This window comes from Acinetobacter sp. S54, assembly GCF_016624945.1.
Classification (GTDB): domain Bacteria; phylum Pseudomonadota; class Gammaproteobacteria; order Pseudomonadales; family Moraxellaceae; genus Acinetobacter.
The window spans coordinates 26,749-42,905 of sequence record NZ_JACVUI010000006.1; the positions used below are offsets into that span (position 1 = coordinate 26,749).

The 16,157-nt window shown below is 40.0% G+C and carries 15 protein-coding genes; 8 read left to right on the plus strand and 7 right to left on the minus strand.

Features of this window, described 5'->3' with window-relative positions; genetic code table 11:
* Nucleotides 1-20 precede the first annotated feature (20 nt).
* The gene (locus IAE20_RS10515; RefSeq protein ID WP_200460773.1) at nt 21-419 is read right to left on the minus strand and encodes an outer membrane protein assembly factor BamE; all 399 of its coding nucleotides are present in this window, start codon (nt 417-419) and stop codon (nt 21-23) included.
* 111 nt (nt 420-530) lie between these two features.
* Here IAE20_RS10515 and fur point away from each other — a divergent pair, with 111 nt between their 5' ends.
* Nucleotides 531-971: a ferric iron uptake transcriptional regulator gene (gene fur / locus IAE20_RS10520; RefSeq protein WP_200460772.1), complete on the plus strand. Its 441-nt coding sequence runs from the start codon at nt 531-533 to the stop codon at nt 969-971.
* Between the two features lie 74 nt (nt 972-1,045).
* Here the strand turns inward: fur and IAE20_RS10525 are convergent, their stop codons facing one another.
* Together IAE20_RS10525 and IAE20_RS10530 are read right to left on the minus strand one after the other, a co-directional pair.
* Complete coding sequence (locus IAE20_RS10525) at nt 1,046-2,164, minus strand: PilT/PilU family type 4a pilus ATPase (RefSeq protein ID WP_200460771.1); 1,119 nt, start codon at nt 2,162-2,164, stop codon at nt 1,046-1,048.
* A gap of 27 nt (nt 2,165-2,191) precedes the next feature.
* Entirely contained in the window at nt 2,192-3,229 is a 1,038-nt protein-coding gene (locus IAE20_RS10530; RefSeq protein WP_200460770.1) for a type IV pilus twitching motility protein PilT, read from the minus strand.
* 123 nt (nt 3,230-3,352) lie between these two features.
* Between IAE20_RS10530 and IAE20_RS10535 the strand changes: the two genes are divergently transcribed.
* Together IAE20_RS10535 and IAE20_RS10540 are read left to right on the plus strand one after the other, a co-directional pair.
* Nucleotides 3,353-4,039 (plus strand): YggS family pyridoxal phosphate-dependent enzyme, encoded by a 687-nt coding sequence (locus IAE20_RS10535; RefSeq protein ID WP_200482756.1) that lies wholly within the window; start codon nt 3,353-3,355, stop codon nt 4,037-4,039.
* A gap of 146 nt (nt 4,040-4,185) precedes the next feature.
* Nucleotides 4,186-5,031 carry an undecaprenyl-diphosphate phosphatase gene (locus IAE20_RS10540; RefSeq protein ID WP_200482755.1) on the plus strand — a complete coding sequence of 282 codons (846 nt, stop codon included), beginning with the start codon at nt 4,186-4,188 and terminating at the stop codon, nt 5,029-5,031.
* Nucleotides 5,032-5,219: 188 nt separating this feature from the next.
* On the opposite strand, the gene IAE20_RS10545 is transcribed toward IAE20_RS10540, so the two are convergent.
* Together IAE20_RS10545 and IAE20_RS10550 are read right to left on the minus strand one after the other, a co-directional pair.
* Nucleotides 5,220-8,816: an AAA family ATPase gene (locus tag IAE20_RS10545; RefSeq protein WP_200482754.1), complete on the minus strand. Its 3,597-nt coding sequence runs from the start codon at nt 8,814-8,816 to the stop codon at nt 5,220-5,222.
* Nucleotides 8,817-8,825: 9 nt separating this feature from the next.
* Complete coding sequence (locus IAE20_RS10550; protein ID WP_227611125.1) at nt 8,826-10,079, minus strand: exonuclease SbcCD subunit D C-terminal domain-containing protein; 1,254 nt, start codon at nt 10,077-10,079, stop codon at nt 8,826-8,828.
* A 127-nt stretch (nt 10,080-10,206) separates the two neighbouring features.
* Here IAE20_RS10550 and IAE20_RS10555 point away from each other — a divergent pair, with 127 nt between their 5' ends.
* The 3 genes from IAE20_RS10555 to IAE20_RS10565 all read left to right on the plus strand — a co-directional run bounded on the left by IAE20_RS10555 (nt 10,207) and on the right by IAE20_RS10565 (nt 11,925).
* The gene (locus tag IAE20_RS10555; protein ID WP_200482753.1) at nt 10,207-10,680 is read left to right on the plus strand and encodes an OsmC family protein; all 474 of its coding nucleotides are present in this window, start codon (nt 10,207-10,209) and stop codon (nt 10,678-10,680) included.
* Between the two features lie 46 nt (nt 10,681-10,726).
* Entirely contained in the window at nt 10,727-11,182 is a 456-nt protein-coding gene (locus IAE20_RS10560) for a GNAT family N-acetyltransferase (protein WP_200482752.1), read from the plus strand.
* A 290-nt stretch (nt 11,183-11,472) separates the two neighbouring features.
* Nucleotides 11,473-11,925, plus strand: a complete 453-nt coding sequence (locus IAE20_RS10565; protein WP_200482770.1) for an ABZJ_00895 family protein — start codon at nt 11,473-11,475, stop codon at nt 11,923-11,925.
* Nucleotides 11,926-11,958: 33 nt separating this feature from the next.
* On the opposite strand, the gene IAE20_RS10570 is transcribed toward IAE20_RS10565, so the two are convergent.
* Together IAE20_RS10570 and hemB are read right to left on the minus strand one after the other, a co-directional pair.
* Nucleotides 11,959-13,080 (minus strand): NAD(P)/FAD-dependent oxidoreductase, encoded by a 1,122-nt coding sequence (locus IAE20_RS10570; protein ID WP_200482751.1) that lies wholly within the window; start codon nt 13,078-13,080, stop codon nt 11,959-11,961.
* A gap of 24 nt (nt 13,081-13,104) precedes the next feature.
* The gene (hemB, locus tag IAE20_RS10575; protein WP_200460764.1) at nt 13,105-14,118 is read right to left on the minus strand and encodes a porphobilinogen synthase; all 1,014 of its coding nucleotides are present in this window, start codon (nt 14,116-14,118) and stop codon (nt 13,105-13,107) included.
* 108 nt (nt 14,119-14,226) lie between these two features.
* Between hemB and IAE20_RS10580 the strand changes: the two genes are divergently transcribed.
* Together IAE20_RS10580 and IAE20_RS10585 are read left to right on the plus strand one after the other, a co-directional pair.
* Nucleotides 14,227-14,724 carry a thioesterase family protein gene (locus tag IAE20_RS10580; RefSeq protein WP_200460763.1) on the plus strand — a complete coding sequence of 166 codons (498 nt, stop codon included), beginning with the start codon at nt 14,227-14,229 and terminating at the stop codon, nt 14,722-14,724.
* A 275-nt stretch (nt 14,725-14,999) separates the two neighbouring features.
* A complete protein-coding gene (locus IAE20_RS10585; protein WP_200460762.1) occupies nt 15,000-16,154 on the plus strand; it encodes an HlyD family efflux transporter periplasmic adaptor subunit in 1,155 nt (384 codons plus the stop codon).
* Nucleotides 16,155-16,157 lie beyond the last annotated feature (3 nt).

The following is a 16,157-nucleotide window of genomic DNA, read 5'->3' on the forward strand; positions in this document are numbered from 1 at the left end:
ATCTTTTTATTTAAAAATCATTATAGTGGTGGGGCTGTCAAGATCGCTTCCTTAGAGGCTGGTAAGCCAGGTTGCGTTTCTGGAATAGTATCTAAACCTTCTATACTTTTGACGATCCCTGATTCGTCAAAGTAAATTTTTAAATGCTGACCATGTGCAGCTGGGATTTTTGCTTTTTTAGCATAAGTACCTGGAATATAGTTGTAGATATAGTCCCAACGTAGTGGATTTAAAGGATCTGTAACAGTTGGACTACCGAGCAAAAAGCGAACTTGTTGAAAATTCATACCTATTTGAACTTTCGATGCTTGGGCTTTGGTTAATGGAGTTCCTTGAGGGATGTCAACTTTGTAGACACCTAAAGTTGAACAACCAGCAAGCAGTGAAGTGACGAATAACGCCAACATAAGTTTTTGCATTTTGCTACACTATCCCGATAAATTATGATGCATTTGACTTAGGGATAGATCATACTGCATCTAACTACGATTGCCTATTCCAACTTTAAATTTGTTGAGAGACCTTTTTTTATGCCGATTTCCAATCAAGATTTACGTAAAGCTGGACTCAAAGTCACCCTGCCACGAATTAAGATTTTGGAATTATTAGAAAATTCAAAACAGCATCATTTGAGCGCAGAAGATATTTATAAGACTTTGCTTGAGCAAGGTGAAGATGTAGGTTTAGCTACAGTTTACCGTGTATTAACACAATTTGAAGCCGCGGGTATTATCCAGCGTCATCATTTTGAAAACAATCATTCTGTTTTTGAAATTATGCAGGAAGATCACCATGATCATCTGGTTTGCTTAAACTGCGGTAAAGTTGTTGAATTTACAAATGAAATTATTGAACATGAACAGCATACAGTAGCTGAAAAGCGTGGTTTTACCTTAACAGGCCATTCTTTGAATTTATATGGTTATTGTGATGCACCTGAATGTCAGGAAGCTTATCGCAAGAAGCAATAAAATCACATAAATACAACAAATTAAAAAAGGAAGCTCAGGCTTCCTTTTTTAATTTCAGCGCTAGATCAATAAATTTATTGGCCATCAAAAGTAATATTACGACTTGCATTCATCAGTTGTTCTGCGCCTTCTTCTGAAAGCTTGATGCTGAGTCGCAGATCATTTGGTGAGTCGGCATGTTTCAGTGCATCTTTATAGGTAATCTCGCCTGCCTTATACAGATCAAATAAAGCTTGGTCAAAGGTTTGCATGCCCAGTTCGCGTGAGCGTTTCATTAAGTCCTTGATCTCATGAATTTCACCTTTACGAATATAATCTGATAGTAAAGGGGTATTAATCAGAATCTCAATCGCGGCACGACGTGAGTTTCCATCTGGCGTCGGGATCAATTGCTGAGCCACCATTGCTTTTAGATTTAGCGAAAGATCCATATATAACTGATTATGACGATCACTTTCAAAGAAATGAATAATACGGTCTAGTGCTTGGTTAGCATTGTTGGCATGGAGCGTAGCCAATACTAGATGTCCAGTTTCAGCAAACGCGATGGCGTAGTCCATCACTTCACGAGAACGAATTTCCCCGATCAAAATCACATCAGGTGCTTGTCGCAAAGTGTTTTTAAGGGCAATTTCAAATGAGTCTGTATCGATGCCGACTTCGCGTTGCGTCACAATACATCCAGAATGTTCGTGAATGAACTCGATTGGATCCTCAATGGTAATAATATGACCTTTGGAGTTCTGATTTCGGTAACCAATCATGGAGGCTAGAGACGTCGATTTACCTGTTCCTGTCGCACCTACGAAGATAATAATGCCACGTTTGGTCATCGCAAGGTCTTTTAGTACGATGGGCAAACGTAACTCATCCATTGAGGGAATAATCGTTTCAATACGACGTAATACCATCCCTGGCATATCTCGCTGTTGAAAAGCACTCACACGAAAACGCGCGGTTTTATCACGATTCATGATGGCAAAGTTACATTCGCGGGTTTCACTAAATTCTTTGCGTTGCTTATCACTCATAATGGATTGAATCAGCTGGCCAACCACCTCACCGTTGAGTTTCGTTTTAGAAATGGGAACAATTTGTCCATTAATTTTCATGGAGGGTTCAACACCTGCGGTTACAAACAGGTCTGAAGCTTTTTGTTCAATCATGAGATTGAGAAGGTCGTTAAAATCCATATCTTGTCATCCTTTTATTTTTATCGTTTATAGGAAGGATTCTGGTGACTTGGCCACAGTACGTGCAGTTTGTGGGCTAATCATGCCTTTGGAGACCAATGTTTTTAGACTTTGATCCAATGTTGTCATTCCATAGTTCGCACCCGTCTGAATAGCTGAATACATCTGGGCAACTTTGTTTTCACGAATGAGGTTACGAATCGCAGGTATCCCAATCATAATTTCATGCGCTGCGACACGACCACCGCCATTTTTCTTTAATAATGTTTGAGAAATAACCGCCTGTAAAGATTCAGACAACATAGCGCGAACCATATCTTTTTCTTCGGCAGGGAATACGTCAATCACACGGTCAATGGTTTTTGCGGCTGAAGTGGTGTGCAAAGTTCCAAACACCAAGTGACCTGTTTCTGCTGCAGTTAAAGCCAAACGAATGGTTTCGAGGTCACGCATCTCACCCACGAGGATAATATCGGGGTCTTCACGTAGGGCTGAACGGAGAGCTTCATTAAAGCCATGGGTATCCCGATGTACTTCACGCTGGTTAATCAGACATTTTTTTGATTGGTGTACAAATTCAATCGGGTCTTCTACAGTAAGAATATGGTCATAGCGATTGTCATTGATATAATCCATCATCGCTGCAAGGGTGGTAGATTTACCTGAACCCGTTGGGCCTGTTACCAAGACAATACCACGTGGATAATCACAGATATCTTTAAAGATTTGCCCTAAGCCTAAATCATCCATCGTCAGTACTTTGGATGGAATGGTACGAAACACTGCACCTGCGCCACGGTTTTGGTTAAATGCGTTCACACGAAAACGAGCAATGTTTGGAACTTCAAAAGAAAAGTCAGTTTCCAGTTGTTCTTCAAAGTCACGACGTTGTTTATCATTCATAATATCGTAAACAAGACGGTGAACTTCTTTGTGCTCCAGCGCAGGCAAATTAATACGACGCACTTCACCATCGACGCGAATCATGGGTGGCATTCCTGCGGAAAGATGTAAATCTGATGCACCATTTTTAACCGAAAAAGCAAGTAATTCTGTGATATCCATGATTTCCCCTAATATAATGAGTATGTATCGTTATTTTGTAGAATAATAAGCGTTTCCGAATCGCTTACCAACACTTCAAAGTAAGGTTAAGCAAAAAAAATAACTGAAATGAGAACCCTGTCAATGAATCAGTTTCAACAAGCACGAAATCAGGTCCTTGATCAAATCAAAAATGCATGTCAAATGACTCAACGAGATCCATCTTCGGTGCATTTATTGGCAGTGTCGAAAACTCATCCAAGTCAGGCATTGCGTGATATGTATCAGTTAGGTCAGCGTTGTTTCGGAGAAAACTATTTACAAGAAGCGCTGGATAAAATTGAAGAATTAAATGATCTGGAAATACAGTGGCATTTTATCGGACATGTACAGCGTAACAAGACCAAACATCTGGCTGAAAAATTTGACTGGGTACATGGGGTCGATCGTTTAATTATCGCCGAGCGTTTATCTAGCCAACGTTTAGCGATGCAGCAACCACTAAATCTATGTCTACAAGTCAATATTGATGCCCAGCAGTCCAAAGATGGTTGTCGACCAGATGAAGTCGCAGAATTAGTAAAAAAAATTACTCAATTACCGCATATCCGTCTACGCGGTTTAATGGTGATTCCAGCTCCAGATCATGAGCAGGCCTTCTTAGATGCCAAGAAACTATTTGATGAAGTAAAAATCCAGCATCACCAACCTCAGGACTGGGATACTTTAAGTATGGGAATGTCAGCTGATCTGGAGGCTGCGATTGCTGCTGGAGCAACAATTGTGCGTATTGGAACAGCTTTATTTGGTACGCGAGATTATTTGAAATAACGTTTGCAAATTAAAAAGTGCAGGGGTAATCAGACTGAATGCACTCGGATGAGTCGCGTTCTTATTTTTCAACTCAATTGATCTTTTTAATCTGTTTTTAATGGCTTCTGCGTATATAAGCATCACGGGCGTATACGAGAATATAAATGAATCTTTTACATATCTTTATTTTGGCAGTCATACAGGGGCTAGCTGAACTTTTACCGGTTTCTAGTTCTGCACACGTGATTTTGGCAGAGAAAATGATGGGTTTTGATCCTTCTGCACCGCAAATGACGTTTCTCTTAGTCATGTTACATACGGGAACTATGTTCGCTGTTATTGTTTATTTTTGGCATTCATGGAAAAAAACTTATTTTTCAAGCTGGAATGATTTTAAACAACGCTTCTGGTATGTCTTGCTTGCCACAGCAATTACAGGCGTATTGGGACTCTTATTACAAGCATTGATTAAACATCTTTTTTTTGGCGGCGTAAGTACCTTTGAAATTGAGCATTTATTTAGTAACTCCAAACTCATGGCTGCTTCTTTAGCTGCAGCGGGGATATTGATTATCTTGTCATCCCGTCTGGATCGTGGCCAGCAAGGTGATATACATTTGTCCAGTGCTATCGTGATTGGGGCTGTGCAGGCATTATGTTTACCGTTTCGTGGGTTTTCACGTTCGGGTGCGACCATTTCAACAGGTCTATTTTTAGGTATCTCACGTCAAAAAGCAGAAGAATTTAGTTTTGCATTAGCGGTGGTATTAACCCCCGCTGTGATTGCAAAAGAATTATTACGTTTGGTTCATGCACAACATACTACGGCAGGCACGGCACATCTGGCTTTAGGAAGTTTACTATTACCCAGCTTATTTGGAATGCTATTTAGTTTTTTAACAGGTTTGCTCGCACTAAAATGGTTATCTGCATGGCTTGAACATGGTCGTTGGTATCTTTTTGGAATTTATTGTCTGGGCTTTTCTGGTGTAGTTTTGGCTCTAAGCTAGCAAAAAAATGGATGAAAGATGATCTTAAGGGTAATCGTTTGGCTTTTAAAATAAGCTGATTTTAAATGTATTGGTGACTGTGAGCTGGGGTTCTTTCAACTCTAATTTTCTTGTTGATATATTTAAAAATTCGGTTCTAACTTACAAAAGTTTGAGTAAGATCAAGCTTTTGTCTTAGCGCATCTCTTTTATCCAACCACCTCGATTCGACTTGAACCTGAACCTAATGGTTGTACCTGTATCTGTACTGGAATCCGTTCATGCATTTCTTGAATGTGCGAGATTAAAATCACTTTGCGGCCTTGACTTTGCAGTTGATCCAGCGCGTTCATAACCATGTGCAAAGAAGATGCATCCAGTGTGCCAAAACCCTCATCAATAAATAAAGATTCGATTTTCATGGATCCAGAGGCCATATTGGCAATAGCTAAAGAAATCGCAAGTGCAGTTAAGAAAGACTCGCCTCCCGATAACGAGGCCACAGAACGAATTTCGCCATCCATGTCGTGATCGATAATGGCAAGGCTGAGAGAGTTCTCTAAACGTTTGAGAGTATAACGCTGCGATAACATCGCCAGTTGTTGATTGGCATATTCTAGTAAAATATCCAGATTGTATTGTTGAGCTAAATCACGAAAATCCTTACCTTTAGCATCTCCAATTAAACTGGAGATTTTATTCCAGCGATGTTCTTGCTGTTGAATGAGCTGAATCTGATCTGCATATTGTTGTTGTCGGGCTAGATTCTGCTGATGTAGTTCCAGTTTTATTTTATATTGATCACGTTGCTCGCCGTTAATTTGCAATTGAGAAAAGATATCCTGAAGTTGAATTTTGAGTTGTTCAAAATGAATATCGGGTTGTAATTGCAAATGATCACTAAGTTGCTCTTGTATGGTTTTGAGCACTGAATTTGCTTCATTTAGTTGACGTTCTGCTTGCTGCAAATTCACACGAATTCGTTGTTCCTGCTCATTTGAAATGACTAACAATGTGGCAAACTGCTGTTGATCAAAATTTGAATGTTTATTTAACCATTGCTGGATATCAGCTTGGCATTGGGTCAGACTATTTTGATTATGTTGATGCTGTGCCTTAAGTTGATCCAACTGATTTTTTTGCTGCTCAAAATTCTGCCGTAATTGCTCAAAATGTTGCTTGGTTTGATGATAGTGTTGTTGTAAATGTTGGCGTTGTTGCTCATGTTGAGCTAACCATTCATTGGCTTTCAGTCCAGTTTGCCCTGTCATGTGTTCAATTAGGCGGGCCGCATTTTCGCTATTTTGTTTACCTTGATGTCCCAACGCTTCAAGTTGCTGCTTGAGTTCAGTTTGCTGTTTACTAGAATGTAATAGATCGGCTTTTAATAAATTGAACTGTTGTTGGAGAAGATCCTGCTGTTTACGCACCGTTTCATTTTGCTCAAGTTGCTCGGCACGACGTTGTAAACGATTTAGCATTTTGTGAGCCATACCAAGCTTATGCTGCGACCATTGCTGCTGTTCTTGTGCATCTAGACATTCGACAATATGTTGAACTTGCTGCTGTAATTGTTGAATGCTCTGGAGTTGATGGGACGTGTTCTGGTTGCTCTGATGTAAAGTGAGCTGTTGTTTCTGTGCCTGTTGTAATTGTTGAATCTCTTGTTCAATTTCCAGTTTGGTTTTATGACTGTGTTCTAAATGCTGATGCAATTGAGTAGTTAATTCAGATAATGAAAGAGACAAGTCAAGTTGAATACCAGACTGTTGCATGGATTGAATCAGTTCTTGTTGTTGCACCTCAGATTTTTCCTGACAACGCGCCAAGCTGCTATTTAACTGGGTCAGTTGCGTCTGAAGCTGTGTCAATTGTTGTTGCAAAGCCTGCCATTCTTTGAAATGTTGCTGTTCGACTTGGATTGCGGGCTGTTCCTGTTGCTGTTGCAGTTCATATAATGCTTTGGAGATTGGACTTTCCTCATTACGATAAGGATGTTCAGTACTGCCACATACCACGCAGGGCGCGCCAGGTTTTAATTCAGCACGTAACTGCTCAATATTTTCAGCATGTAACAAACGCTGTTGCTGCAAAATCTGCTGGAGTTTTTCGCGTTCTGATTTTGTTGTTTGGTAACTTTGTTCAGCATTTTGGGTTTGATCACTCAGCGTTTGTTGGCGCTGGTTTGACTGTTCTACATTCGACTTAATTTCATGCAATTCCTGCTTTAATTCAAACAAAGAATTGAGCTTTTGCTGAAGCAGATCGAGTTGATTGGAACGGTTAAACTGTTGTTCTCTCAGCAATTGTTGTTGTTGGATTTTTAATTCAATTTTTTCAGAATCACCAAGGGTCTGAATCAACTCTTTTAAGGTATTTTGGTCTAGCTGTAATTTGTTTTGAGCCGCTGCAACATCGCCAATTGTATGTTCAACTTTTTGATACTGTTCAACAAAATTAGAAAATTGCTGAATATGTGCATTTAGACCCTGATCGAGTGGTGCAAATTGAGAACTTTGTTCAAGTTGAAGTGAAACATGCTGCTGTTGTTCAGTTAGTTTTTGCAGTTGCTGTGCAAGTTGTTGTTGTTGCGCGAGTAACGGCTGTTGTTGTGTTTCAAGTAGCAGCACCCTGTTTTTAGTTTTTTTATATTCTTCTGCAATATAGTCACGTTCCTGAATGTAGTTACGCACCTGATTTAGTTCAGTCTGATGCTGTTGTTCAAAGTTTTGACATTGCTGTAAGGCATTTTCGGCCTGATGATAACGATCTTTTTCTTGTTCAAATTGAATCGCAAGATTTGAAAAGAGTTGCTGGTGCTGGTTAATCTGTGGTTCAAGTTGCTGCTGATTCTTGAAAAGTTGCTGCTGCTGAAAGACATGCGGTCGAATTTCAGAAAAGGTATCCAATTGATTTAAAAGGCACTGGTCTGCCTCCAAAGCCTGATGATTTTTGACTTGCTCATCATATTGCTGCTGTTTCAGAAGAATATCATAGTCAAGTTTTTGTTTGCGTTCAAACCATTGCTGTAATTGTTGCAACCTTATTTTTTCATTTTCAAGACGTTGATGCTGTTGTTGCGTGGTCTCAAATTGGGCACGTAATTCGGTCAGCTCGTCGTCGGAAAGTAGTTCTATGTGACCTAAAATATTTTCTAGTTGTTTACGCTGATTGCTAATGTCTCTGGTTTTTTCAAAGGCCAATTGGCCAATTTTGGCAAAAATAGAAGAGTTAGTCAGATATTCTAATAGTTCCCCACGTTCATTATCACGTGCTTTCAAAAAAGCCGTGACTTCGGATTGCGCCAAAAGTACGGCGCGGGTAAATTGTTCAAAACTGAGTTGGGTAATCTGTTGAATATACGTTTCAACAGCTTTGGTTTTATCGGCAACCACTATGCCATCGGTAAGGCATTTCAAAGAACGCTGTACATTTTGTAATTTGCCATTGGCATTTTCACGGGCGCGTTTAATTTCCCAACGTGCCAGATAATGCTTTTGATCCTGTGCTACAAAACATAATTCAGCGAAACCATGTGCAGTTCCGCGTCGCAACACGGTTAGAGGTGAATTGGTTAAGACCTCAGAACCATCTACATCAGAAAGTTTGCCATCACTATCTTTAAGCCTTGGGATTTTATTAAACAGCGCCAGGCACATGGCATCCAGAATCGTGGATTTGCCTGCTCCTGTTTTACCTACGATAGCAATCAGCCCAACACTCGCCAAAGGATCACTTTCAAAATCAATAAAATGCTCGCCTGCCAATGAGGCCAGATTTTTGAGTCGGATGGATAAAATTTTCACGGTAATCCTTTAACTCTTTTGTTGATCTTCAAGTTGTTGTTGTGCCTGAGCGACTAAACTCATAAAGTCTTTTTGGACTTGATCATCTGCGTTATAACCTTTTTTATTCCAAATTTGTTGAAATAATTTCTCAGGCGTTGGCGGTTCAAGATGAATCTGTGCCTGATGTCTAGCATTATTTTCAGTTGATAAATATTGACGGGAAATACGTACCAAGCGATAACGATCTGCGGGTAAGGCATCTTCAAACTGTTGTCTTAAATTTGGCTGGGGTGGGGTCAGGGTATGGTATTCAATATCGACATATTCACGCTGATCAATGCTTTCAATCATGCCGCTTGGCAGTGATTTTAATTGCTGCATCACCTCATTCAACTCACCACGAATTTTATGGAGTTGTACGCTACGAGGAATTTCTAAAACCTCGAACTGAAAATATTGCTCATCTTTTTGATGAGGGTGAATACGGACGTCAACTACTTGATGTTTGTAATTGATTTCGCTAAAGGAAAGCGGAATAGGTGAACCACTATAACGAATATAGGCTTGTCCAACTTTTTGTGGTTTATGTAAATGTCCAAGCGCTACATAATCAATGCCATCTTCAAACAACGCTGTAGATAATGCTTCTTCATTTCCAATAATGATGGGACGTTCCGAATCAGATGTTTCTCCCCCTTGCATATGGGCATGTGACATTAAAATTAGGGCTTGATCATCCGTCTTTCGACGTTTTGCTTCGGTGATCAGTTGTTGATGCAAATAGGCAATGGCCTTTTGACTGTTGCTAGTGTGTTCATTGAAGCCTGTAATTTCAGCAGAACGTAAAAAAGGCAATGCAATACACCATGCAATAGTCTGTTTTTTTTCATTGCAAATCGGCAAAATCAAGCGATCCAGATTCAGTGTTTTATCTGCATTCCAGCGAATAACGCCCACAGTTTTAGCATTGTATTTTTCTAAAAGTGGTTCGACTTGCTCAATGCGATAACCAGAATCATGATTGCCCGCAATCATTAGGGTTTGCATATGTGGTGCATGCACATGTGCATCGGCCAAAAATTGATAAAGCTGTTTTTGTGCCTGAGAACTGGGGTTGATGACATCAAAAATATCACCAGCAATGAGTAGCGCATGTGGTTGTTTAAGCTTGATTTGTTCTAATAACCATGTCAAAAATTGTTCATGTTCATAGTGGCGGGAGTGATTATAAAAAAATTGTCCCAAGTGCCAGTCTGATGTATGAAAAAAGCGCACGGTCATAAGTGACTGTATTCCAGTTTTAAATTAGAAGATAAGGTAACATAAATTAAATTGGAATTCAGAATACATCCACGAGCAAAATCTCAGTTATGACTGTGGACCGCATTTTATCAAATGGGCAGTAAAAATGACGATACATCAATATGATGTCAAAATTCGCTGGATAGGAAATATAGGGGACGGAACAAAATCTTATCAATCCTATACACGAGATTTCTTAATTGAAAATCATAATAAACCCTCTATTTGTGGATCAGCCGATCCTGCATATAGAGGTGATCCGACAAAGTGGAATCCAGAAGATTTAATGGTAGCGGCAGCTTCAGCTTGTCATAAATTATGGTATTTACATCTTTGTGCAGTAAATGGCGTTTGTATCATGGATTATGTCGATCATGCATGCGGTTTTATGGAAGATGCTCATCCCGAAAAGCGTGGGCATATCACCCATATTATTTTAAAACCTCATGTAATATTACAAGCAAAGAAAAGTCTGGATTTGGCTAAACAGCTACATCAACAGGCTCATCATGAATGCATGATTGCAAACTCGGTTAATTTTCCAATTTTATGTGAACCCTCTTTTGAGGTTGATAAATAATTTGATCGAATTGATTGAATACATAAAGTCTAAAGATGCATATGAAATGAAAGTGATTAAAATTTCGACTCATTCAGACCATAAAGAAAAAGCGGCATTATGGTTTTCGCAACAATGGCATATTCCTTATGAAGCCTATTTGGAGAGTATGACGGGCGCGATTGATCAGCTAAATCACGTACCTGAATGGTATATAGCTGTAGATGAAAATCAAAATATCGTGGCTGGAGCAGGGGTTATTGACAATGATTTTCATCAGAGAACAGATTTGACGCCTAATCTATGTGCATTATTTGTAGAGCCTCAATATCGACGACAACATTTGGCAAAACAACTTTTGGATTTTGCTAGAAGGGATTATGCAAATAAAGGATTTAAAAAATTATATTTAATTACGGATTTAAATGATTTTTATGAGAAATGTGGCTGGATTTTTTTAACGATGGTGATAACCAATGACGGCGAACCAATGAAAATGTATGAAACTCAAACTATATCCTAAGCTTGAAATAACAAATACATTCTTTAAAAAATAAAGACCGACGATTCGAGTGATGATAAATCGTCGGTCAAAAACTTTAGAATATATCTGGCTGCTAACAAAACATATTCCAAAGGAGATGTCATAATGAAAGGTCACCGAACATTTGCGGATGCCGTGCAAACTAAGCTCGGTTGCTGCTGACCTTGTACCCTATATAACGAAGCTCATACCGAAAAGGTTGACAAGAAAATGCAAAAAACTTGAAAAAAACTTAAAATATTTTTTTGGATGCTCAATTTGTGATGAAAATGACCAACTTACGCCGTTATTACTTGTGGTTTTTTCTTATTTGTTTCATGGTTACCCTGCTTATGGGTGTCATTGCTGCTTTATTGCCCCAAGGACTAGGTATGGTGATCACGGCGGTTCCGTATCTGACTGCTATGATTGCGGTACTATTTAGATTTTTAAAACAGGAAAAACGTGCACCCACTCAAGCAGAACGTAAAAAGCTGACATTAGGGTTTAGTCTGATTTTCTGGGGATATAATTTATTGGGTGTTTTGCTTGGTCTGGCTATATTTTCGTTACGTGATCCTGAAGTTTTTCAAAATTTTCTGCTTTATTTACAACAACCTCAATTTATCAGCATTATTTTGATCATGTTTTTGGTACTGGCGATTCCTTTGTATCTCATTACCTACTGGTTTTATGGCAAACAAGCACAGCGAATGGCCACAAAAATGTTTGGTTCAAAATAAGGATGAGATTATTAAAAGCTTGCTTTGAGCTATCTAGCTTACGATCAGTTGTTCGCTGTTTAAGCGTTCTGGGGAGTAAGGTGTCGGATCTATAAAAGTCGGTTGCTTCAGCATTAACTGACGTAACAACTGTGCAGAAGCAGGTCCCATACATAAGCCATTACGAAAATGTCCCACATTCATCCAGAGATTATTTACTTCTGGAACAGCACCAATATAAGGGATGCCTGTTGGTGAACTAGGTCTTAGACCCGCCCATTGTTTTACGATAGGAAACTGGGAGAGCTCAGGCACCATTTCCAGACAGGCTTCTACAATATTATGTCTGGTTTTTGCATCGGGCAGCGTATTGAAACCACAATAGGCCATGCTTGAACCACAAACAATATGTCCATCCTGACGTGGAATCAGATACATCACTTTATTCATGCACATAGTTGGAAGCCAGTGGGCAGGGGCTTTAAATAACACCATTTGTCCCTGTACGGGCTGTACTGGAATTTCTAGATTTAGTTGTTCCGTCCAATCTTGACTCCAGGCCCCTGTCGCAAGCACAAATTGATCCGCTTGTATTTTGTTGCCGTGTTGATCTATCGCATACTGAACTTGGTGTTGTTGAATCTGAAATTTTATAATATGTGTTTGTTCAACAAAATTGACCAAAGGATGCTGCTTTAAATAAGCGATAACGGACTGTAATAGTCGCGGATTACGAATATTGGAAAGTTCAGGGAAATAAATAGCGTGTTGAAATTTGGGATGAATCCACGGGTTAATCTGTTTTAAAGCATCAGGTGTTAGGTATTCGGCCTGTTGCATGGGTTCCTGATAACGCTCTGCATAATTTAAACCGATGTCGAAATCATCTTCATCAAAAATCAACATGCCTGTGTCATGGATTTCAAAATCAATACCGGAATTTGGACGTAATTTCTCGTTCCATGTTTGATACATTGATTTGCCATATTGTGCCAGTGTATTGACCGCTTGAGGGTAGCGCCACGGATACATGGGCGACAGGATTCCACCACCCGCCCATGAAGCCGCTTGTCCAGCCTGTTGCTGATCAAAAATAGACACCTGACAGCCTTGTTCAATTAATTCAAGTGCAGTGAGTAATCCACTGATACCAGCACCAATAATGGCAATGTGCATGCTCATATCCGATTTGTAATAAGCTTATTTCATCTCTTTGAGTTTTAGCGCCGCTTCTTCGGCAAAATAGGTCCAAATTCCATCTGCGCCTGCACGACGGCAGCACAGCAGTGATTCTAAAATCACACTATCGGATAACCAGCCATTTTGAATTGCACCCGCTAGCATGGCATATTCACCACTGACTTGATAAAGGAATGTCGGCACCCCAAAAGTATCTTTCACTTCACGGACAATATCCAGATAAGGCATACCCGGTTTGACAATCACCATGTCAGCACCTTCTTGCAAATCAAGTGCGATTTCATGTAAAGCTTCTGCACGATTGCCAATATCCATCTGGTAATTATATTTATTACCGCCTTTTAAGTTGCTTGCAGAACCGACTGCATCACGAAATGGACCATAAAAACTGGAAGCATATTTAGCTGAATAAGCCATAATATTGGTATAAATAAAACCGTTTTGTTCTAAAGCCTGACGGATCGCTGCAATACGCCCGTCCATCATGTCACTAGGTGCAACCACATCTGCGCCCGCAGCAGCATGACTCAAAGCCTGTTTAACCAGACACTCTACGGTTTCATCATTGAGTACATAACCTGTATCATCGATAATGCCATCCTGACCATGTGTGGTATATGGGTCTAAAGCACCATCGGTGATGAGTACCATTTCTGGTAATTCTTTTTTGAGTAAACGACAAGTTTCCTGAACCAAACCATCTTCACGCCATGCTGCTTCAGCAGTCAGACTTTTGTCTTCTTGTGGTGTGACTGGAAATAGAGCAAGCTTGGAGACGCCTAATTCTAAAAGCTGTTCTGCTTTTTTGACTAATAAATCTGCCGATAAACGCTGAATATTCGGCATACTTGGAATATCTTGACGTTGATTTTGTCCCGGCAAGACAAATACTGGGTAAATGAGATGATGCGGCGTAAGCTGAGTCTCACTTACCATGGCGCGCAGTTGATCATTTTTACGGATTCGACGCATGCGAGTCGCTGGAAATGCAGGACGATTGAACGTATAAGTCATAACAATCTCAAGCCTCAGTATTAACTTGTGGCGTATTGTAGACCCATAATAGGGCATTTGTACAAACAGAATTGGCATTAATTCAGATTTATGGGTATCAGGTGTTTTATGACTGAATCGAAAAAAACATGGACTGGGCATATTCATTTAGGCTCGAAAACAGAGATTACAGTGATTCTGAATCAGCTATGTCAGGCATTTAACAGTTCTCCTTTTTTTAAGCATAGTGGAATGACCATGCGTGTCGTGGATGAAGAGATTGAAGCGTATATCGAGATGCAACCGACTTTGATTGGTAATGTGGCATTCCAGATTTTGCATGGTGGTGTGGCTGCGACATTGCTGGACAGTATTGGCGGGATTGTTGCAATGGGTGAGTTGTATAAGAAAGCAGAGCCTGAAAATATGCCAGAAACAATTAAAAAAGTTTCCCGTTTAGCAACGGTTGATATGCGAGTTGATTATATCGCACCGGGTCGAGGGGAGTATTTTATTGCCAAGGCCGAAACCCTGCGTTTGGGACGCAAGGGGTGTACTATGCGTATGACCATGAAAAATAATGAGGATAAAATTATTGCGGTGGGTACAGCTTCTTATGCGTATTAATTCAATTTATTGAGCATCGTGGAGCACCTTTTGAGGTGCTTTTTTTGGGCCTTACGTTCGTGGAAAGTGGATAAAAATCAGCTTAAGCAAAAATGAACTAATAAGTTATCTTTTTATTATCAAATTATGATTTTTTTAGTTATTCTTGCTTCATTTGAAAATTAACATTGTCAGAAAATTTCTTATTTAAGATTAAGTTCAGATTCAGAACTTAGACTGATCGATCGAACTGAAAAAGCTTTGACAATTTCAACCTACTGACTTAGGAATATGCGATGACAAATGCTCAAGATGAAATACAGACAAAAGAGCAGACAGCATCAACTTCTGATGACGCAATGAAATCAAAACGCAAAAAGATACTGAGTTATTTTGCGCTCATTTTAATTATTGCTGCAATTTTATATGCGATTTGGGCTGTATTTTTTAACAATTCAATGAGCACAGACAATGCCTACGTTGGTGCGGAAAATGCTCAAATTACATCTATGGTCAGTGGGCAAGTCGCGAAAGTATTAGTCAGTGATACGGCTCAAGTCAAACAGGGTGATATTCTGGTTGAAATTGACAATCGCGATGCAACTATTGCTTTGGCGCAGGCAAAGGCTGAATTGGCAAAGGCTAAGCGTCAATATCAACAAAGTTCAGCCAATAGTAGCTCATTAAGCTCGCAAGTTATTGTCCGTGATGATGAAATCAACAGTGCCAAAGCGCAGATTGCAAAAGCACAAACTGATGTAGATAAAGCTAAACAGGACTATGATCGTCGTGCTTCACTTGCGGCAACAGGCGCGATTTCCAAAGAAGAGCTGACGTCTGCACAAAGCGCATTGCAAACAGCGCAAGCGAATCTAAACGTAGCTCAGGCAGGTTTGTCTCAGGCAGAGTCTAACCGCAAAGCTGCAATGAGTAATTTGGCTGCCAACGATGCCTTAATTAAAGGTACAGATGAAGATACCCTTCCAGATGTATTGGTGGCACAGGCACAAGTAGAGCAGGCACAACTTGATCTGGATCGTACAGTTATTCGTGCACCAGTCGATGGCGTGGTGGCTCGTCGCAATATTCAGATTGGTCAGCGTGTTGCGCCGGGCACAGTTATGATGAGTGTTGTCCCGATTTCTCAGTTGTATGTCGATGCTAATTTTAAGGAGAGTCAACTCGCAAAAGTCCGCGTGGGGCAAACTGCAACCCTGACTTCAGACTTATACGGCGATCATGTTGAATATCATGGCAAGGTGATTGGATTTTCTGGTGGAACGGGTGCCGCATTTGCCTTGATTCCTGCCCAAAATGCGACTGGTAATTGGATTAAAGTTGTTCAACGATTGCCTGTGCGTATTGCACTTGATCCAAAAGAATTGGCAGATCATCCATTACGAGTGGGTCTGTCGATGGAAGCAACGGTCGATCTTTCTTCGAAGAAGTAATCT